This is a genomic window from Paenibacillus sp. LHD-38, from assembly GCF_031157315.1.
GTDB lineage: Bacteria > Bacillota > Bacilli > Paenibacillales > Paenibacillaceae > Pristimantibacillus.
This window is the reverse complement of record NZ_JAVIFU010000029.1, coordinates 41,510-61,712: the sequence shown is the minus strand read 5'-3', so window position 1 is coordinate 61,712 and position 20,203 is coordinate 41,510. Positions and strand designations below refer to the sequence as shown.

General features: G+C 49.3%; 14 protein-coding genes. 2 read left to right on the top strand and 12 right to left on the bottom strand.

Going from position 1 to position 20,203, the window contains the following annotated elements:
* Positions 1-82: 82 nt before the first annotated feature.
* The 6 genes from RCO25_RS22390 to RCO25_RS22365 all read right to left on the bottom strand — a co-directional run bounded on the left by RCO25_RS22390 (position 83) and on the right by RCO25_RS22365 (position 9,119).
* Positions 83-4,111, bottom strand: a complete 4,029-nt coding sequence (locus tag RCO25_RS22390) for a GH32 C-terminal domain-containing protein (RefSeq protein WP_308998342.1) — start codon at positions 4,109-4,111, stop codon at positions 83-85.
* Positions 4,112-4,352: 241 nt separating this feature from the next.
* The gene (locus tag RCO25_RS22385) at positions 4,353-5,357 is read right to left on the bottom strand and encodes a LacI family DNA-binding transcriptional regulator (protein WP_308998341.1); all 1,005 of its coding nucleotides are present in this window, start codon (positions 5,355-5,357) and stop codon (positions 4,353-4,355) included.
* A 218-nt stretch (positions 5,358-5,575) separates the two neighbouring features.
* Complete coding sequence (gene comA / locus RCO25_RS22380) at positions 5,576-6,379, bottom strand: phosphosulfolactate synthase (protein ID WP_374992147.1); 804 nt, start codon at positions 6,377-6,379, stop codon at positions 5,576-5,578.
* Positions 6,380-6,536: 157 nt separating this feature from the next.
* Complete coding sequence (locus RCO25_RS22375; RefSeq protein WP_308998339.1) at positions 6,537-7,847, bottom strand: MFS transporter; 1,311 nt, start codon at positions 7,845-7,847, stop codon at positions 6,537-6,539.
* 87 nt (positions 7,848-7,934) lie between these two features.
* On the bottom strand, positions 7,935-8,306 hold the full coding sequence (locus tag RCO25_RS22370) for a hypothetical protein (protein ID WP_308998338.1): 372 nt from the start codon (positions 8,304-8,306) through the stop codon (positions 7,935-7,937).
* A 153-nt stretch (positions 8,307-8,459) separates the two neighbouring features.
* Positions 8,460-9,119, bottom strand: a complete 660-nt coding sequence (locus RCO25_RS22365; RefSeq protein WP_308998337.1) for a YitT family protein — start codon at positions 9,117-9,119, stop codon at positions 8,460-8,462.
* Positions 9,120-9,297: 178 nt separating this feature from the next.
* Between RCO25_RS22365 and RCO25_RS22360 the strand changes: the two genes are divergently transcribed.
* Positions 9,298-9,462, top strand: coding sequence for a hypothetical protein (locus tag RCO25_RS22360; protein ID WP_308998336.1), 165 nt, complete (start codon positions 9,298-9,300; stop codon positions 9,460-9,462).
* 77 nt (positions 9,463-9,539) lie between these two features.
* On the opposite strand, the gene RCO25_RS22355 is transcribed toward RCO25_RS22360, so the two are convergent.
* Positions 9,540-10,262: a ThuA domain-containing protein gene (locus tag RCO25_RS22355; protein WP_308998335.1), complete on the bottom strand. Its 723-nt coding sequence runs from the start codon at positions 10,260-10,262 to the stop codon at positions 9,540-9,542.
* A 197-nt stretch (positions 10,263-10,459) separates the two neighbouring features.
* Between RCO25_RS22355 and RCO25_RS22350 the strand changes: the two genes are divergently transcribed.
* Entirely contained in the window at positions 10,460-11,422 is a 963-nt protein-coding gene (locus RCO25_RS22350) for a helix-turn-helix domain-containing protein (protein ID WP_308998334.1), read from the top strand.
* Positions 11,423-11,609: 187 nt separating this feature from the next.
* Here the strand turns inward: RCO25_RS22350 and RCO25_RS22345 are convergent, their stop codons facing one another.
* The 5 genes from RCO25_RS22345 to RCO25_RS22325 are packed head-to-tail and all read right to left on the bottom strand — an operon-like array spanning position 11,610 to position 20,203.
* Complete coding sequence (locus RCO25_RS22345) at positions 11,610-14,501, bottom strand: GAP1-N2 domain-containing protein (RefSeq protein ID WP_308998333.1); 2,892 nt, start codon at positions 14,499-14,501, stop codon at positions 11,610-11,612.
* Positions 14,501-15,760 (bottom strand): TRAFAC clade GTPase domain-containing protein, encoded by a 1,260-nt coding sequence (locus RCO25_RS22340; RefSeq protein WP_308998332.1) that lies wholly within the window; start codon positions 15,758-15,760, stop codon positions 14,501-14,503. Before RCO25_RS22340 ends, RCO25_RS22345 begins: the two co-directional genes overlap by 1 nt.
* 14 nt (positions 15,761-15,774) lie before the next feature.
* The gene (locus RCO25_RS22335; RefSeq protein ID WP_308998331.1) at positions 15,775-16,410 is read right to left on the bottom strand and encodes a beta-mannanase; all 636 of its coding nucleotides are present in this window, start codon (positions 16,408-16,410) and stop codon (positions 15,775-15,777) included.
* Between the two features lie 22 nt (positions 16,411-16,432).
* Entirely contained in the window at positions 16,433-17,719 is a 1,287-nt protein-coding gene (locus RCO25_RS22330) for a vWA domain-containing protein (RefSeq protein ID WP_308998330.1), read from the bottom strand.
* Positions 17,720-17,776: 57 nt separating this feature from the next.
* On the bottom strand, positions 17,777-20,203 hold the full coding sequence (locus RCO25_RS22325; RefSeq protein WP_308998329.1) for a transcription initiation factor TFIID: 2,427 nt from the start codon (positions 20,201-20,203) through the stop codon (positions 17,777-17,779).

The window sequence follows — 20,203 nt, the reverse complement described above, 5'->3', positions numbered from 1 at the left end:
TAACTTCAACAATTGGTTTAAGCGCAGTGGGAGCGGCTGTCCCTTGAGCAGACAGCCGCTTTGAGCCTGCTTAATGCTGCATTTATCCGTTCACCGCTACCGGAACATGAATATCATCCGCGTTGAGATGGCCGAAGCCTCCGGTCGACTGATCCACTAGTTTGATATAACAGGTTGTGCCTACGTAATCCTCGGCGTTCCAGCTAATTCGGGTGTAGCCTTCATTGCTGGCGCCCGTCGCTTTCATAAGCTCTGCTCCATCGGATACCCTGACCAAAGCAATGTACAGATTGCTGATGTCATTGCCTCCCCCAATCAGGAAATCAATGGCTCCCGTGCCGCCCAGCTCAAAATCCGCCGATCTCAGTACGCCAATCTGAGCGTCGCTTCCAGCTTTAAAGCCCCAAAGGTGATAAATGCCGTTCTGATTGAATGGTCCGCCCCAGCCCCAGCCCGTATCGGCCGTGACATCCGCGGCGCTGAAGGCATCCCCGCTTGCGACCGTCCAGCCCGATAGATCGCCGCTTTCAAAATCATGGTTAGCCAAGTCACTTGTTTCCACCAGCGTAGTCACATTGACATCATCCACGTTAAGATGCCCGAACCCACCGACAGACTGATCGACGATTTTGATATAGCATTCCGTTCCGACATGCGCCGAAGCGTTCCAGTTGATGCGCGAGTAGGCTTCATTATTGCTTCCTGTCGCTTTCGTCAGCTCCGCTCCGTCGGAGGCTCTCACCAAAGCAACATATAGATTGCTGATGTCATTGCCGCCTCCGACCAAAAAGTCGATGGCCCCCGTACCGCCCAAAATAAAGTTATCCGATTTCAACACGCCCGTCTGCGCGTCTCCGCCGTCCTTATGCCCCCAAAGATGATAGCTTTTATTTTGATTGAACGGTCCGCCCCAGCCCCAGCCCGTGTCGTTTGTTACGTCCGCGGCGCTGAAGGCATTGCCGCTGACAATGGTCCAGCCCGTTAAATCCCCGCTCTCGAAATCGTGATTCTCCAGAATGCCTGCGGCATTCCCTGCCGGCTTAACCGGAACGATAAAATCATCGACATTGAGATGCCCCCAGTTATCGGTCCGCTCATCCACGATTTTAATGTACATAGCCGTGCCGATATACGCCGTTGCATCCCAGCTCCTTCGCGTATAGGCTTCCGTCGTGCCCTTGCTGCTTTGCCAATCCCAGTAGCTGCCCGGCCCGCTCGTTCGGTACAGCTCCTTATTATCCGATGCCCGGTAAACAGCGACATAAAGCTTATCGATATCCGAGCCTCCTCCTGCCTGAAAGCTCACCTGGCCATTGCCGCCCAGCGTAAAGACTTCCGACTTCATGACCCCTGTCGACGCGTCTCCCCCGCTCAAATGCCCCCATAGATGATAGCTTCCCGTTTGGTTAAAAGGCTGAGTCCCCCAAAAAGTCGTTTGGTTTGTTATCGCGCTGTTAGAGAATGCTGTCCCGCTCTCCACGATCCAGCCGCTCAAATCTCCTTCTTCGAAGCCGCCGTTAAACAAATTGACAGACGTTGGGGCGTTTACGATCGTAACGCTTCGCGTGGCAAGCTTTGAGCCATCTCTTGTTTTTGCCGTAATGACCGCCGTTCCAGCCATTTTGCCTGTTACGGTGCCGTTTACAACCGTCGCAACGGAAGGCTGGCTGGACGTCCAGATGATGTTTTTATTTGTCGCATTGGCCGGTGCAACTACCGCTTGCAGCGTCTTTTTGCCGCCGACCAAAACCTCCAACGAAGAAGGAACAAGGCTTACACCCGTTACGGGAACCGGCTCATAGGCCGATTTCATCCGCCAAACCTTCAGGCTTTTGACCGTTATAGAGCTTGTATTCGCATTTCCCCAAAGCTGAAGCCCCTGCGCATCGCTGCGTGTCGAATACGTCCGTGTCGTGATCGACTTCAAGCCGTTTAAATAAGACTCCACCATCGATTTATCCAGGAAAACGCGAAGCTTGACGTTTTCATTGCCGATATCGACAGTGCCCTTCTGCACGCCCTTATTGCTGCCGGCAACCGTTTTCGTCCGATCGACGCCGTATTCGTCATTGCTATTCTTGTAATAAAGCAAGGTTTCTTCTTCGCTGTTTGGAGATTTCCGCACCTTGAGACCTACGCTGTCCGCCGAACCTCGGGCAATTTCCAGCTCAATTTCAAGCGTATCCCCGGTTATCGAAGATAAGGCTGTGTTCGCGGCAGCGAAACTAGTATCCGTCGTAATGTTTAGGAGCTGCTGTCCGCGTAAGCTTTGCAATTCAGAAATCGGATTTATTCCTAATTTACCGTCCGGGCGCAATTGCAGTTCCACCGGCAAACCCGCGTTATGCGCCCAGCCAAAATCGGAATCCTCCTGAGACGTTCTTTGGCCCTGGGCAACCGTGAACATAATATTCCGTCCCGTTACCGGATCCGTAAAGGCGCTCGGTCCCGTAAAATGAAAATCGCCAAAGTCCATAAGCTGGGGAGCCGGGCTGTCCGGCGAAAATTCCGCTGTCGTGCTGTTCCAGGTGCCAATCCAGTAATAAACCTCCACATCCGCGCCTGACCCTACGGGACTAATGGCAAACAAATGCTTACCGCCGCCTAGCGGTAAAATAATTGGAAGCTCCCATACTGGCCCCAAAAACGGATAATTCGTCATATTAGCCTGGTACAAAGGGCCGCGATAAGTCCAGTTCATTAAATTCGGATCCGTAGTCGAATAGACCGCGGCGGTTCCGCCTTGTCCTGCGATACCCGTACCGTTCAGCAAAAACCAGGTCGATCCGTCCTTGAATACGTATGGGTCGCGGAATTCTCCAGAGATGCCTTGGCCTGACTGCTGCGTAATTGCCAGCTTGGATTCTTTCACCCACCGCTTCAAGTCGTTGTCCCCGTCGGTCTGGACGGTGCTTCTCGCAACACCCACATTTTGGTTGCTGCCCATATAGGGCTTGGAATCGTTGCCAGCTGTAAAAAATAAAGTAGGATTGCCGAAATCATCGATTACGGCGCTTCCCGTCCAATCCCCGTCAGGATCGACCTGGAACAGCTCAGGCGATATAGCCGGCGGGAGATCGCGCCAATGCACCATATCGTCACTGACCCAATGCCCCCATTGCATATTGTGCCAATAAGGCCCCTGCGCGTTATTTTGATAGAACAAATGGTATTGTCCGTTATAGTAGACCGGCGCATGAGGCTCGTTCATCCAATGGCCCGGCGCAATGGCATGGTAGGTCGGCCGATGCTTATCCCCGTCATATACGCTCCGGTCAAAGCTTAAATTCGGCGTCGGAAGATTGCCTCCAAGCGCCGATAACCGGCTGTCAAATGCGGTTTGCGCCTCGACAGCCGTAAAGGCGCCATTGTAAATTTTCACCTCGTCGATAAGTCCGTTAAACATATTGAGCGGAAAAACGGCAAGCGGCGTGCTTTGGTTATTTTTCCCGATCAGCAGATTGTTTGAGGAATGGGAAATCGTTGTGTTTGCTGGTATCGCGCTCGAAGCAACCTGTTTCCCGTTCAAGTACAGTTTCATCGTGCCAGCGGTGCCGTCGACCGTTGCCGCGATATGCGACCACTCATTTTTGGGAAGCGCCTCATAGGACCATACTTCATGCCAGGCGCCTCCGGCTCCGATCTGGAAAGACCATGTGCCATGCCGGAATACGCCTAAAATAAAGCCTTGATTAGCCGATTTATCCTGCTGGCTTACCACCGCGGACAGAATGCCTCCGTCTCCCCATTCATAAGCGCGCGGGGCTACCCAAGCTTCAACCGTCATCGCGTTTGCCGGAGTGGAAATAGCGCTGTGCGTAATCCAGTTTGAATAGCCGTCGAAAAGCAGCGTTTTGCCCGAAATGCCGTCTTCGCGCCAAACCGGATCACTCGAGGGCTTGTAAACCGCATTGTTGAATACATAATTAATCGGGTCATTCGTTCCACTGACTTCTTCCTTCGTCAGCTTGCCGCTCCCCTCGTCCAGCTTCCATTCGGCAATTTTTGTTGCAGCCGCCTCTGCTTTTGGCGGTGCGAATAATGCGGGTACGAATAATGATATAGCCAGCGTGCAAACAACAAGCTTCGTAATGCCTTTCCCAATCCTCATCCTTACGCCTCCTAGAATCGTATCGGTACTACAGCTGCGACCATCACTTTAAATAAGAATCCGTTATGTAAGCGCTGACATATTATTGTAGGTCCGGCTCCTGTTTAAAGCTTTCCATACCTTTCTGGGTGCCATGTTGTGAGAAACGGTTTCGCAAAAACCTGTTATGATAAGAATGCATCACCTCCTTATGATTTGAATCGTTTACGCAAACGTTTACGTAACAGGCAAAAAAGAATAGTCAGCTCGATTGCCTGACTATCAGCTTTGCCGTTAAGCGATGCTCCTGTTTGGGGGCCGTCGCCTGTTCTATCCTCTCCAGCATAACCTCCGCCGCTTTTACGCCAAGCTCGAAGGCAGGCTGCTCAATGACGGTAAGCGGCGGCGAGGTAATTCGTGTCCATTGAAATTCATCATATGCAATGACCGCGATTTGTTCCGGTATGCTTATCTTCTTTTCTTGCAGATAAGCCATAACGCCCATAGCCATAACGTTATCCGATACGAAAATAGCTGTAGGATCCTGCTTTAGCAAGGAATCCGCAAGATGATAACCGCTGCTCAGCGAAACCTCACCCATCTGAATCAAAGCCTGCTCTACCGGAATGCCGGCTTCTGACAATGCCTCGATATAGCCCAAATGCCGCTCCTCTGTCGTCGTAAGCGTGTACGGTCCTGATAAATAGGCAATCCGTTTATGGCCCTTGCCGATCAGCATTTGCACGGCTTCCTTGGATACGGTCTTGTTATCGACCACAACGGAGTCTCTATCGCTGTTATCTGGCACCCTATCCAAATAAACGACGGGATAATCCCCGAATAAGGGCTCATAATCAAGCTCTCTGCTCGAAGGCGCCATGATCAGTCCATCAATCATCTGGGAGCTGATCATCCGTATCTCTTCCGTTTCAAAATTTTCCTCCTCATGCGAATCGCTCAGCACGAGATGATAGTTATTTTGCTTCAGCACGCTTTGAATGCCCGCGGCAACCGACATAAAGAAAAAATTCGACGTTTCCGAGGCCAGGATCGGCGCCAGAAAGGCAATGACATGCGATTTCCGGCTTCTTAAGGAACGCGCTACGGAATTAATCCGAAAGTTCAAATCGTTCATCGCTTGATGTACCTTCCGTTTCGTATCCTCCGATACAAATCGCGTGCCGTTAATGACATGCGATACGGTAGCGGTAGATACGTTGGCATGCTTCGCTACGTCTTTAATGCTTATATTTTTATTTTCACTCATATATTCACACCTATGCTCGTCATTCTATTTTATAATCGTCTGCGCAAAATATAACGTAAACGTTTACATAATTAACTTTATTTGATTCGCATAGGTTTGTCAATTGTATTTTATCTTCAGTAAGCCTTGTGCCCATGGGTGCTTGATTGCACGGATAGGATTATGTAAAGGAAACCCCTTCTGATTGGAGTTTCCTTATTCAAAGCTCGTTCACTGCTTTAAATCATATAAAAAAATTCCTTAGCCTGCTGTTCCCTTATTCCAAATTCGAATGTATCCTGACGAAGCCCGCGCCTCATCGTCTCCAGAGAAAATATATCGCTTGCCGGAATATTTCCCAAATGCACATCTGGACCAAATTTGTGTAATAGCAGCACCTGTTGATGCTTGAGCGGTGCCTCCCACAATAGCCGCTTCGTATCCGGAACAAACCGTAGTATGGCATCTAGAATATCCATTCGGCACTCGCCGTTCTCATCGAATAGTCCGACACCTACACCCGATTCTCGGGCTTCAACCGTTACGAGCTCGGCACCTGCTTCCAGATCAAGCTCAAACGTTTGTGCAAGATGCTTCGCATCAATAAGTGACCCCGACAGTTTTTTACCGTACTCCGTAAAAACCTTAAGTCCGTGTTTTTTGCCTTCCTGTATCAATTCGGTACGTTTTCGGCGCGTTAGCTCAATCGTACCGTCGGATACTTCAATTGCGTTAAAACCAAGATTGCACACGGCATGGAAAAATCCCGGTACGACATCCTGCTGCACGGCCGTCTCTAGAAGCGTACCGCCCGGCATAACCGTAATTCCGTGCTGTTTTGCCAAATTAATCTTGTAAATTAATAACTCCGTATTATATAGAGGGGCCGTGCCAAAGCCGAATTTCACGCAGTCCATATAATCCGAGGCTGTTTCTATTAAATCAATAAATGCATTTCTACCGAGGCCTTTATCAATGACCATCGTTAGACCGCGGTCAGCTACCTGACACGTTTCGCGATTACCGGCTTCAATTTCGGACATGTCGCGAAGCCCGCTCGGGTCAGACAGCTCTTTTGGCCAAACGGCATACAGGGAACCTTTACCTTTCAAATGAGATCTCCTCAATTCTTTGTCATTGATTGATGAGGTATCCTATGCGCTTATCCCCCGGCTCGTGCCTATTGACAACAGCGTATCGTTACATGTCCTTTTCTTCCGATAATTGGGCGGGAGGTTTAATCAGAAAGAACACTAATCCCAGCGTAATAAAAGATAATGCGGAGACCGTAATAAATATCATACGATCCGACTTATCCATCATCCATCCAAATAATGGAGGCCCCGCCGCTACGCCTAAAAAACGCAGGCTATTGTATAAAGAAGTGATCATACCGCGTTCGCTTTTCTGTACGGCGCCGGTGATCATCGTATTTAAGCAGGGCAGGAGCAGTCCAGTTCCGATGCTGCTGACCGTTAACAGGCCAATAAATACGTAAATGTTTTTGAAAAAGAATATAGCGGAACCAAGAGAAACGGTCATGGCAACCAGCCCGATATTCATGAGCCAGCGAATCAAAACGCCATTCTTCTTAATTAAGCTCCCTGTGGTATACGAAGTAATAGCCATACCGAGCAGCGGTATGGCTATTATTAAACCTTTTATAATGCCGTTAATGTTGTAGGGTTTTTCTTCAAGCGTGTTGGACAAGTAAAAAAGCACACCGAACAAAATAAAAAGCCCCAAAGACCCTGCCAAAAACGAAGTGGTCAACCATCGGCCCTTTTCGCTGAATAATCGTCCGATTTTGTGTATGTACGTCTTTAAATCTTGTTTATGATCATGTTTGGGCTCTTTTATCAAAAAAATGACAGCCAGCAGAGACAATGCGCAAAACACTGGAAAAGCAAAAAAGGAAGCATACCACACGATTAAAACAAGCAAAGATCCGATGATGGGACTAAGAACCTTCCCTATCCCATTTGATGCCTCTATCAAGCCCAGCGCTTTGCTTTCCGTTCCCCCATTATATAAATCGCCTACAAGCGCCATTGCAATAGGTGCCGTACCAGCGGCAGCAAGACCTTGCATCGCTCTGGCAGCAATAATGACCGGATAGGAGTCCCATATGGCGCCAAACCCAGCCAAGATCCCGCAACCGCCGTATACGATCAATGCAGGGATAATGATGACTTTCCGGCCAAAACGATCCGATAAATAGCCAATGACCGGTATGAAAATTCCTGCGGCTAAGGAAAAAATCGATATAATCAAGCTGCTTTGAAATTTGCTGATTGCAAGCTCTCTTTGCATTACAGGGAGTACTGGCACCAGCATCGAATTGCCAAATACGAGCACGATCGGGATCGTGGCTAACGCAATAAATTCCCAAATGCGGCCTTTTGAACCGCTGTCAGGCTTCGTCTCCTTTTCTTTTACCTCCTTCGATTCTCTCGGTCTCATATCGCTCCTGAACGTAATGTTCAACTTCCTGGATTTCGTCTTTTCCATAATCGCGAGCTCTCCTCTAGATGGGGTTAAAATACAGCAACCAAATGAAAAGAGACATTCCAGCGCGTGGAACGTCTCTTTTTCATTTTAGACTAAGGCGCCTTCGTTCTGTACGATCGCCATCGCTTTGTCGAAGTCTTCTTCCTCGATGACGATGGTTAGCAGGATATCGCGTCCCGTTATTTCGTTGTCTTTGCCGCCTGAGCTCATTCCGCTAGCGCTGACGCTTGCGGCAGCAAGGATGCCCGCATTTGGCAAGAAATCGCCGCCAAGCGTCAAGCTTCCGAGATTGGGAAAGTCGCTCGTTACGGGATTTTCGATGTGGTCAAGGCCATCCCCAGGATATCCGTCAAATCTATCGATAGAGCTGTCCGCGAGCTTTAAAGTTTTTATTTGCTCTAATGCTTTTTCCGCTTGTTCCGGGCTTTTGAAGTAGGCAAGGATGTTCTTCTCGGCCATGCGTATCGCCTCAATTCTCTGCAGTGATGACGTTGATTATTCCGTTAACATAAACTAGGATTCACGATTGAAAATCAAACTATGCATCAAATTATGCACTGCGGAAGGTCGGCCTGCAGATGGCTAATTACGCATAAAACCATGGTCAAGCAATCAGCTTTTTTTTCGCCAGGCTATCGTATATAGAGGTGACTTTGGGTACGACGCATTAAGCAGCCAACTTACGATTCTCGTTGATATCCATTGGCACAGGACCGCTTGCACGATGATCGCCCAGTCAATCACATAAGAAGTAATAATAATGATGCTCCCATTCATTACAAACAAAACCTTTGCAGGTTCGATATTTTTATATTTTGAAATCGCCAATGCAGCAAACCCGATCCCTCCGTTGGAAACCCCCTGTTTTAGAAGAATCGAAACACCGGAGCCAAGGATTACCGAACCGATCAGGAGATCGCTCCATAAATTCGTAAAAGGAGAAGCAGCATATACCTCAAAAACATTTACCGAAACGGAAGTTATCGTAATCGTTATGATCGTGCCGACGGCACTGACTTTTCCGAGATAATGAACCGAAGAAATCAGAAATATAAAATTGGTAAGCCATAAACCAATGCTCATCGGGGTCTGAAACCAGTAGTTTAGCAGCACCGCAATACCTGCGCCGCCGCCGGACGGTATGGAATGAGGGAATAGAAATACGCCCATGGCAAACCCTTGGATGACCGATCCTGCTAAAATGAAAATGCCCCTTTTGAACAATCGGCGCAAAAATAATTCGTTCAGTAGATCTTGTCTATTTTTTTTCACAAGGGATCATCCTTATTTCATTTGGTATGGCAGCCCGTCCTGCTTTTCATTAAATGTATGCTTTCCATCACGGGTGAATGCCACGGAATAAAGTTACTTCCTACGTATAAGATCGCAGCGTGTTACGAATGATAAAAGTTAGCCTTTGGGCGAAGATTTATTGTGGAGGAGAATTGAAATGACGACAAGCAGACAACATCAGGCAAGTGGACAAATCGAAGAACAAATAGAGCAGCAAATTCAAGCCGCAACGAAGATACAGGGCGAAAGCAAGCTCGACCAAGAAATTAAAAGTGCCGCCAACGAACATTCGTCTGAAATGGATGAAATCATAGAAAAATAAGCGGAGAGGCGGCGTTACAGAAAAGAACCGGCCATCTATTAGGATGTCCGGTTCTTTTCTTGCTAAATTATGAATAATTACTTTGCCGCAATATTTTCTAACGGCTGCGCATTCCCATATACTGGGCGATTGCGCTCTACAGGCTGGGCCCATTTCACGGCATTCACAATGACGCGTTGAATGTCTTTGTTATGATAGGTCGGATAGGTTTCATGTCCCGGTCTGAAATAAAACACTTTGCCGTTTCCGCGCGTAAAGGTGCATCCGCTGCGGAACACTTCTCCGCCTTCAAACCAGCTTGTAAAAATAAGCTCGTCCGGCGCAGGGATATCAAAGTGTTCGCCGTACATTTCTTCTTTTTCCAGTTCGATAAATTCTCCAACGCCTGCTGCGATCGGATGGCTTGGCGCGACAACCCAAAGGCGCTCTTTCTCATCCGCTTCACGCCATTTCAAATCGCAACTTGTACCCATTAGCACTTTAAATATTTTGGAGAAATGGCCGGAGTGAAGGACAATGAGGCCCATGCCGTCCAGCACGCGCTGCTGTACTTTTTGGACAACTTCATCCTGTACTTCTCCGTGCGCGAGATGTCCCCACCAAATCAACACATCCGTATGGTTTAATACCTCATCTGTCAAACCGTGCTCCGGCTCATCCAACGTTGCCGTCCCGGCTTCATAGCCTGCTTCCGTCAAAAAACCTGCAATCGCGCCATGAATGCCATCCGGATATATTTCACCTACAAGCGGGTTTTTTTTCTCATGACGATTCTCGTTCCATACCGTTACTTTTATCATTATCCGAACACTCTCCTTCATGATTTCACTATTCATAGTATAGAAAAGCCAAGCGGCTAAGAAAATGCTTTATCATGCCCCTTTTATATTCAAAAATGTCCTCCTTTTCTATTCGATCCAAAAATACGCGGAGCAGTGTTGATTTTAATGAACCTACATTTCCAAAAGTGATATACTCCAATTAGGAGGCAATGCTTATGACCTTAATAGAAACGACTATCGATACGCATGCTGAAGTGATCAACGAAGAGGTTATTTATCAGAATCCGCTGCTTTTTCTAAAAATTTGGGAGATCAGCTTAGAACCGCATCAATGCAGCTCTCTTGAGAAACACCCCTGGCACTATCATAAAGAAGTAGAATTTCTTGCAGTCATAGAAGGGCATTTAGGCGTACAGAGCAAGCACAATTACGTTGTCCTCGGACCGGGTGACGTTATGGTTTTGGGGGCTTCCCAGCCACACCGCTCCCATAAGCCGCTAACGGATGCCCTGCATTACGTAGTGTTCCAGATCGATCTGGGCAAACATTTTGACCAAAGCACCATGCCTTATCTTTACTGTTTTTCGGAACAGACGGAGCCGCTGGAAAAGCTGAATTATATTTTCGGCATCAACGAATCGGCCAAACAGGAAGCGTATGCTTTTATTATCGAAATTTTCAAAGAATCGCAAACACGGATGAGAGGCTACGAAATTGCCATCAGCGCTACGATCAAAAGACTGATGCTGCTGCTGTTAAGATGCGATAGCCGCAATATACTGAACTATACGGAGGAAACCGAATTAAATCGGTTACGACCGGTTCTTGATTATATCAACGCCCACTTGAAGGATAAACTCTGCGTCGAAGATGCTTGTCATTTGCTCAATTTGAGCTACCACTACTTCATCAAATATTTCAAGAAAACCATGGGCGTTTCGTTCTTGGATTACATCAACTACAAACGAATCAAGCGATCGGAACTTTTGTTGCTGACGAGTGAGCTGAGTATTATGGATGTGGGCTACGAGGTGGGGATCTCAAACATGGCCCAGTTCTATAAACTGTTCAAGCGGCATAATCAGTGCTCACCCCGAGAATTCAAAGTGCGCATGCGAGACGAGTCCAGAGCTTCGATGAGTGCCGATCGGCTAAACACCGATACCTTGGAGCGATAGCACCAAGCGTAAACGGCTGTCGCCGTCCTTGGTGGCAAAAGCTCGTTTCGCGGAGAAATAGAGGCGTGAATATAAGAGAAAATTTTATACTTTCCTATATTTGAACAAAAAAGAATGAACCTCGGAATAGGAATATTCCAAGGTTCATTCTTTTTTAATCCTTCAATGCATCGCCAAAGGATTTTTGTTATTTGTCGACTACCTGCAGCACCGTTAGCCTATATTCGTTATCTCCGTTTCGAATGATGCTGTTAGCCGGAAGATCGACCAATTTGCCAAGGCTTACAACGACCCGGCTTGTATAGCCTTCTCGCTCAGGAGCAATTAAGTTATCTGCAAGCGGTGTTTCTGCAGGCTGAATCGTAGTAGCCGGTGACTTGGACTCCGTCCCTTCCGTTGCGGCGGGATCCGGCGATTGCGAAGCACCGATAACGTCCGAACTGCAAGCAGGCGACAGCTTCAGCTCCGTGTATTCCACAGCTTCGACGCCCGGCGGCTCTATCGTTAATGAACTAGGTGCAAACAGTGCGCACGCGGCTGCACTCTTGAACAAAAACACTAAGGAGGTAGCAGCTTCCTGCCCCTCGGACGCTTCCGTTTCCTCTGCATATACGAGTGTTTCCTGCTGAGTCACGTCCGTTTCAGCCGTAGGCGTAGGCTGCACCTCGGGCAAGGCCGCTCCCTCGCCATTCGAAGTCCCCTTATCAGAGAATGAAAGCATGATGCCCAGGACGAGAGAAATAATGCCTAATCCCGCAATGCTCGTAATTAACGTCGCTTTCCGATTCCGGCGAAAAAACTTTGCAAGCGGCGATGATAGCTCCCGCTCCGCCTGCTTGTACAGTGCTGTAAGGGAAGGACTTGCCTTATCGAAATACTGCTTCCAGTTAGCTCGTTTTTTGAACGCATCACGGTCATGGTTTTTAAAATAACCGACTACAGCCGCAGCGTAGGCCGGAACGAAGCCTCTGGGTCTCATAAAGTCAGGATGCTTCTCTGACCACTGGAAGAAATGATACAGCATTTCCTTGTTTGGGGCGTTCCGATGCAAATAGTCGAGCAGCCCCTCATAATCTACCGCTTCGAGGTCTGAACTGTGCAGAAAGAACAGCATGATCCGCGGAGCATCAGCAAGCTCCGGCTGTCCTGCCAAAAGCTGGCGTCCAGCCTGCTGCACACGGTCGATCTCGTTCGGCGACAGCCGGCCGAATATGGCCGCCGTAGGCTCCGGAAGCATCAAGCACTCATATAGAGCAAGCAGCTCAAGAGCAGCCGATTTGTGGCGCTGGTCCTGCAGCTGTCCGTTCCAGCGCTGCAGCCGGTCCTTATAGCTAAGGAAATCAGCCTGCCCGAGCTGCTCTTTGGTTAGGCTGTCCATATTAAGCTCGGTCAGCATCCCCCGGTAAGCAGTTAGCTCTAGTTCCTCATAAAAATCATCGTAATCATAAGATGACGGCTGCTTCCTTAATTGTAATCCTGCTTCTTTTCCTAACGTGTGCAGTTGCCCTAAAGCTTTGCTTACCGCCGGCAGGGACCAGCGCTCCAGTTCCAGCTTTGACATCAGCTGCTGGCTTGCTAGCTCGTGAAACGGTTCATAACCGAGCAGCCTGGGATGAACGCTTTCCCAATTGGTAATTAACTCAAGCATGCTTTTCACGCCCGCTGCAGCCTTTAGCTTCTTCTCCAGAAAGGGAATTAGCAAGCTGCTTGTTAGTCTCGAATCAGCCATCAGCTTAGCGAAGAATACCTTGTTTAAAGAAGGATTGCTTTCGATAGCCGCATTAATGGAATCAACCGTTTCTTGCTTGTTCAGCTTAACCGCATGGTTGAGCGCATGGATAAAATAAGTGACCAGCTTACTTTCGATGTTGGAGTTTTCAATTCGGTAATAATCCTTAAAGACGTCCACAATGAATGGCTGCGGCACGATGCCCTGCCGTACGCGATCAAATTCGTAATCAAATCGGGACAGGAACAAATCATTTAAGCGGATTTTGGAATGAAGCGCGCCGGATGGCTGCAAATATTCAAGCAAGCCGCGCAGTACTGCCGTTTTATGCGCTTCATACAGCGACTCGTTGCCTTCCTCGATTTGGTACATCACGCACAGCTCGTGGTAGCTGGCCGCCGCGTTATACCGCTCCCGCTCCATGCCTGCCAGCATCAGCTCAGCAAAGTGAAAGAAGCGGTCAGTACGCTCAGGCTGCTCCAGGTTTTCCCATGCAAAATCCAAAAACGGCTGGTCTGTTCCGTCTAAATCGACATTCATCATCCGGCCGTTTGCGAAATCGAACGTATAATCCTTTTCGATGCTCCGGTCTCCTGGGCGCAGACTACCCTGCTCCACGAATGTAAGATGCACCGATTTGCGGCTTTGGGGCTCCTTCGCATACGTGATAAACCCAAGCTGCCTGCGGTAAGCGTAAGGCAAGCTCGCATAAAGCACCGTTAGCAGCTGCTTTGCTTTATCCGGCAACTGGGCAATCGGAACGTCAAGGGCAACGTAAATCTTCTTCTTGCCGCTGATTGCCGACATCACGGCGTACAATAGCTGTTTAAAAGGCTGCTCCCCAATGTTCAGCAGCGCTAATATGGAACGGTTAGACGGTTTCACGGCAGAGGCTGCTTGGATCGGAAGGACGGCTAATTCCGGCAGCTCCGTACCGTTTTCGATATCATAACCGTCAGCGAAGGAAGCATGAAGCCAGCTTTTATACTCATTTGAGGACTCATTGCCGTAACCAGCCGGGATGATATAGTTATGCGTAAAAAACGCGCTGCGAAGGCCCGTGAAATCAGCTGCTTGATAGACGCTTCGTCCCAGCAAAACGTCGCCATTTTCCAGGCGGAGCAAATGCATCGTCTCGGGATATAAAGCTCCATCCTTCTCTCCACGCGCTGCCAGCTCGGTCGGCGTATCGTAAACGCAAAACGGGTGGAGTGTTTTTTTGATAAAAGCTGGATCTAAACCGCTTGATTTGGCTATCGTGTCATAACCTTCCGTGGATCTGAAAATACCGCGTCTCTCCCGTGCGTACATCTGCTGCTGGATCATCCTGCGGGGCGTGAAATCGCGCACTATTCTCTTCTCCCCTCAATGTAGTTCAGCTTATATAGCAGCCAGATGAAAGGCTCGTCCACACGGATCGGGCTAACGACGGTTTGCAGCTTCTGATCCACGGGATTGCTGCCGAGAGCGGATACCGCGTAATAAGCTGTATCCTTGAAATAGACGTCCATCGTACCCTTGAACGGCCGGTCGACCTTCTCGATGAAGCGGCGGATTTCTCCATCGATATTTTCAAATTCCGTTAGGTTAAAATAATTCCGATGCACCATATTGTTGAAAATATTGCTGTTTGATTTAATGTATTCGCCATCCTCGTCCTTCAGCGAATGAAGCATGTCGCTCTTCGTCAGCACGACGGCAGTCGGTATATCCGTTTTGTTGTTTTCCTGATAAGCGATGAAGTCGCCGAACATCGTCAGCACGACGTCGCGCGGCTCATCGTATTGGGAGACCCATTCTCCAGGCTTGTCGCCCAATTTTATTCTAATTTTCTCCCGGATCGAGCGGATTTGCAGCGGATCCACCATCAGCAGGATACCTGCCGAGTTTTTAATATGCTGGCCGTGCAGGCCAAGGTAATCCTGCTCCACCATACCTTCGCCCGCCACATCAAAAAATACGAGCGTGAGCGGCGGTTTGGAATCATCCTTAAACACGAATTGGAAAATAAACGGCTCCTGCATCTTTTCCTTCTGGGTAGATGCAAGCAGATCGCCGCGCTCGAATAGCGGCTCCTCGTAATTGGTCCGGAACTTGCGGCTGATCTCCGCATTGAGCGGCATGCAGGCTGCATTGAAATGGTCTGCCGTCGTATTCTGAAGCGTATGGATTAATGCGGTCATATACACCGATTTGCCTACCTGCGATGCGCCGATTATGGAAATAATATTGCTCGGCACCTTGCCTGCCGTTACCGGGAGCTCGTTATGGCATTTCGGACAAAGCCTTCTGCGGGTCAGCTCGCCGTAACGGTCATTGAGTCCGATCAGCACATGGTCGGAATATACCCGGTGCTCTTCCGGCACGTCCTGCGGACGGAGCACCGCTTCCATATCATGCACGGAATCGAGGCCAAAGCGTTCGCGGTATTTGTTCAGCTCCTCGTCTTCTCCCAGCGCATAATCCTCATCATCCTCACGGGAATGGGCAGCGCGGAAAACGACTTCTTCCGGCGTGAATTTACTAAAGCAGTAGGGGCAGACAATATCGTAAAACAACGGACGCTGCTTCGCTTCCGGCTTTTTTTTGAAAAGATCGAAAATGCCCATGCGATCTTCCTCCTTTATACTGAAATCAATTCGTACAATTGCCCGTAGGTTCGACCGTCGGTGAAAAATAATCGAATAAAATCCTGTTTGCCGATTTCTATGGCAGGCAAAATATTTTTACCTGCCTCAAATGGAGCAACAAACGGATATAACATCCCGTCTTCCTTATTTGCGGGGTAGCTGCCTTGCTTTTTAACATAGCAAAGCACATCCTTCGCAATCGGAACCTCAGCCGTCACCTGAATTTGAACCGTTTTGAACTTGCTAAAAAAACCGCTTTTGTTTGAAATCGAGTATTGAATTTTTGCTCTGCCCGCACTGATTTCTATACTGTTCTCGCGATTAGGCTGAACGATGAGCTGCGGGCCGGCACCGCTTTCCTGACAGGCATATACCGTGTAGACAAATATGCCGACGCCTTCGATTCGGCTGTGGTAGCCGTTATTCGCTTTATACTCTGCTTTCGTGTACAGCTTCAATTGGTCACTGTTTCTATTTCCGGCAGCTGACTTATCGGCAGCTGCTCTACTAATGTAAACCGCTTCTATGCCGCTTGGCCAAATCCAGCGCAGCGTGCAGCGGTCCTCCTCGATCATTCGAGTCAAGCCGCTGATGGCTGGAGAACCGTCCTCTGCATCGGTAAACCGCATTTATATCCGCCTCCCGCATTCATTAAAATCCATGGCTGCGGCTATCCTTCGTTCGTTCGCCCATTCCAGCGGCGGATCGGCCATTGATGCCGTTTTTTCTTCCGCCTCCGCGCGCCTTTGGCGCGTTATTGTCCCGAATGGGAACAATCAGCGTGAATAACCCGATGATTGCCGCAAGCATGAGCACGGCAGCTAGTCGGGAGAAAGCGTCTGTAAGCACTTGGCCAGACAAGCCGAAGTCCAGGATGAGACCCGCCAGCAAGCCGCCGACGATGCCGCCCGCCCCAAAGCTTACCGCCAAAAAACGATTATCGAACAGCAAACCGAGTGACACGCCGATTGCCGCACCGATTATGCCGAGCGACAAAATACGCAGAACAGTGTAAAACGTACTATCCGCCGCCCTACCCGTACGCTCCGTAAGGAGTGTCTGTTTATCAAGCTTATCGTAGATATTTTGGAATACGAGTGAGATCCCGTTCGCTTCCGTTACATCATAGTAGCTCCCGCCCGTCGAATCGGCTATATCCTGCAGCAAGTCTGCTCCTCTAGCATCAACAACGCTTAGACCCACTGTATTCACGGCAATTTGCTGTGCTTGGTAATCCGCAATTTGCTGCTCGAGGCTGGATTCGCTAAAGCCGTCCGACAGCAGGATAACCATCGTGCCGCGTCGCCCGTTTTCCTTGCCCATGATCGTTTTCATCGATTCCGCCAAAGCAAGACTGAAGTTCGTTCCTCCGTTTGTCGGCTCGAGCGCATCGATCGCTGCATTTACCTGATCCTTCTCTGCCTGCGTGCCTACGCTGGCAAAAGGCTGAAGCAGTTCCGCCGTATCATGAAAGACGACCACCGCCACACGATTATCGCTCTCCATATTGCTGATTAGCTGCTTCGCTGCTGCGTACCGTTCGTTATCTGGATCGGTCTCGAGCATGCTTCCCGAATTATCGATAACAAGCACGATATCCTTTACCGGCTTAGAACCGCCAAATTGAAGGCCGTATATAAGCTGTACCAGACCGCCTACAACGAAAAGCAGCGCTAGCGTTGCCGGCACGAGCAGCTTCCAGGATAAATCTGTATAGCGCTGCCGCCAAGATGCCCCGTTCAAGCGAGGCGCTATTAATTCTGCAATCAGGCAGGACAGCCCTATGCACAAAGCTATGATTCCAAAATAGAGACCGACGACGACGAAGCGCGGCCAGCCCTCTGACAGCTTGCCCAGCACAAGCTCGCCGATCGCAAATCCCAATACGCCTCCTATTAAACTGAACAATAGAAGAATCACGTTTATTTTTCGTTGCATGTGGACAGCACCCTTTCTGCTTGCTATTGGACCGCTGCAATGATCAATGTTTGCCGGTCAGCGCAGCTCCGGCAGAAAGGCTGGATCAAGCGCATGAAATTCGTACCCGTTCTGCAAATAGGTTTCATAATACACCTTGCCGTTTCTGTAATACATCAAATCTTCTAAATGAAAGCCGCCCATCAAATTCAGCTTTTCAACTCCGCTGCTGCGTCTCTCGTGCACGCAGCCCAGCTTGTAGATTCGTGTTGTTTCGTCAACGCCGAGAGCAAAGCGAATAAACTCGCTCTCGCGATCCCCGAACAAATACTTCTCCTCGTAGCGATGCTCATGGGTGTAGTCGAGGAGCCGGATATTAATAGCTGCATTATCTTCCAGCGTTCGGTACAGCTGCTGAAACAACTCATCCCTGGATAAGGCTTTTCGGTTGCTGTAGGCCACAGAAACGTTCGCCCGCAGCAGCAATTCCTCCTCGAAGCTCTGGTTGAACGGCTCAGCCGTTAAGATGTGCTTGCGGCAAACATCGATCAATCGCTCTAAGAGGAGGTGATCCCCTTGTTCCAGCAGCTCGGTCACATTACCAACGAAACGTTCTTCGAATAATACCTCTTCGCCGCGCTTTTCTGCTATTTCTTTCATAACGCCTTCGGTAACTCGCTCGTAATATTCAAAAACGTTTTGCCCGATATAATCATCGGCTGAACGAATACTTTGCAGGGCAGCCGCCTTAAGTTGTCCCTCCAGCGCATTCATTTGCCGCACTCTCGACTGGTACCCCTCATGAAGCTGTTCCAGCAAGGAAACGAGCTTTCGGTACATTGCAAGCTCTGTCTCCAGCCGCAGCAGCTGCCATTGCTGCCGATAGACCGTATCGAAAAAAGCGCGAATAAAGGAGCGTACATTTTGCTTTTCCATAAACGGAAGCCTTTGAAATTTCAGGTCTTCGACACGCGCTTCTCGGGTGCGTTCAAGCTCTTCGCCTGCAATTCCGATTTCTCTGGCCAACTCGCGTATGCGGGCGCGAACAACGTTCAGAACGCTGCCGTCCACATTTTCATCAGTCCACTCGGACACCTGATAGAAGCAGATCCTCGGTTGTTCTTTGCTATTTCGGGCGATGAAGCGCCGCAGCTCCTCCGCTGCTTTCAGCTCACTCAGACGCATGCCGGCTGCCTCGATGAAATGCTTGCGGAAGAACAATGCGCAGCCATCGCCAAACAAAGCCTCCTCTGCCTCACGCAGGGACATGCGGCGAAGCTGTTCAAAACGGACGCCGCTCGTTAGGAGGCCCGTCATATCAGCAAGCTTGTCCTCGCCAGGAACGATTTGAGCTACCCGTGCCTCCATCGCCGCGTCATCAATCCCAAAAAAAGCCATCTTTTCCTTATTGTCCCGCGCAGGCGCGTTTTGAAGCCGCGCAATGAGCAGCTCGAATAAATGGTACAACACAGTCAATGCAATCGCGTAAGTAGGTCGTTTCACCTGGGCTAGCCCGGCTGAAACGAAACCTTGCCTTCCGGATTCAGCCATCAGGCTGTTTCTGAACGAGGCATTGTTATAGCTTCCGTCGTTGGATTGAACGAGGGCTTCCTTCCGCTTCCTGTTCTTCAACAGCAGAATACGGCAAATCATCTCATAATTATCCTGCATGCCGTTAAGAGTTGTCATCCCCCGCTCGTTACGATCCGATAACAGATAGACGAGATCGAATAGCGGAGATTGCTTATGCTCGACGGGAATGGCAAGTCCGTCGCCCGTAACCTGAAGCTTCGCGGAGAACGTAAATTCCGGCCGCTGCATTCCTTCCAGTTCGCGCAGGAAGCCGATTCCCGCCGCACCCGCATAACCGAACGTCTCCGACTGCTCCCGTTCATTAATCAAGGCATACAAATCCATCTGAACGGATTTGAACAGCTGAAGGAAAATAGATTGCGCAAGCAGCGAGATTTCCGGGATAAGGATATTCATTGGATCATCCACCCTCGTAATGACAGCAAGGTGAAGCCGGTCGAAGGAGGCATACAATCGGCCGTAATCCGCAATCGTATCGCTAACCTGCCTCAGCGACCTGTTGAGCTCGATCAGATGCCGGCCCTCCTCACGGAAGGCTGCCGCGATATCCTTGCGTACCGTTCGCTTCTCGCTTTGGTCCGCAGTAAGCCCAGTCAACGCTGCACGGAAGACCTTCGGAGCTGAGCTGCTTTTGCCGGCCTCGAATGATGCTGACGCAGAGCTGATCTGCTCGCTTTTCCGGGTGCCGGCCTTTCCTTCACTTGTTGATACATGCAGATAGATAACACCGGCATTGTTATCCCATTTCAACTCGTTCGAGAGTATCATCGGCTCAATCGCATGTCCCGCTTCATCGCCTACGAACAGAAAGACGGTTGGATAATGGATACTGCTCTGATCATCCTCTAGACCTCTCAGCTTATGCTCGGCGGCTGAATAGTCAGCCGCGAATCGATCCAACAATTCTCTCAT

Coding starts and splice junctions, on each gene's coding strand:
- RCO25_RS22390 (WP_308998342.1), bottom strand. CDS start 4,111: ATGAGGATTGGGAAAGGCATTACGAAGCTTGTTGTTTGCACGCTGGCT.
- RCO25_RS22385 (WP_308998341.1), bottom strand. CDS start 5,357: ATGAGTGAAAATAAAAATATAAGCATTAAAGACGTAGCGAAGCATGCC.
- comA (WP_374992147.1), bottom strand. CDS start 6,379: ATGTCCGAAATTGAAGCCGGTAATCGCGAAACGTGTCAGGTAGCTGAC.
- RCO25_RS22375 (WP_308998339.1), bottom strand. CDS start 7,847: ATGGAAAAGACGAAATCCAGGAAGTTGAACATTACGTTCAGGAGCGAT.
- RCO25_RS22370 (WP_308998338.1), bottom strand. CDS start 8,306: ATGGCCGAGAAGAACATCCTTGCCTACTTCAAAAGCCCGGAACAAGCG.
- RCO25_RS22360 (WP_308998336.1), top strand. CDS start 9,298: ATGACGACAAGCAGACAACATCAGGCAAGTGGACAAATCGAAGAACAA.
- RCO25_RS22355 (WP_308998335.1), bottom strand. CDS start 10,262: ATGATAAAAGTAACGGTATGGAACGAGAATCGTCATGAGAAAAAAAAC.
- RCO25_RS22350 (WP_308998334.1), top strand. CDS start 10,460: ATGACCTTAATAGAAACGACTATCGATACGCATGCTGAAGTGATCAAC.
- RCO25_RS22340 (WP_308998332.1), bottom strand. CDS start 15,760: ATGGGCATTTTCGATCTTTTCAAAAAAAAGCCGGAAGCGAAGCAGCGT.
- RCO25_RS22335 (WP_308998331.1), bottom strand. CDS start 16,410: ATGCGGTTTACCGATGCAGAGGACGGTTCTCCAGCCATCAGCGGCTTG.
- RCO25_RS22330 (WP_308998330.1), bottom strand. CDS start 17,719: ATGCAACGAAAAATAAACGTGATTCTTCTATTGTTCAGTTTAATAGGA.
- RCO25_RS22325 (WP_308998329.1), bottom strand. CDS start 20,203: ATGAGAGAATTGTTGGATCGATTCGCGGCTGACTATTCAGCCGCCGAG.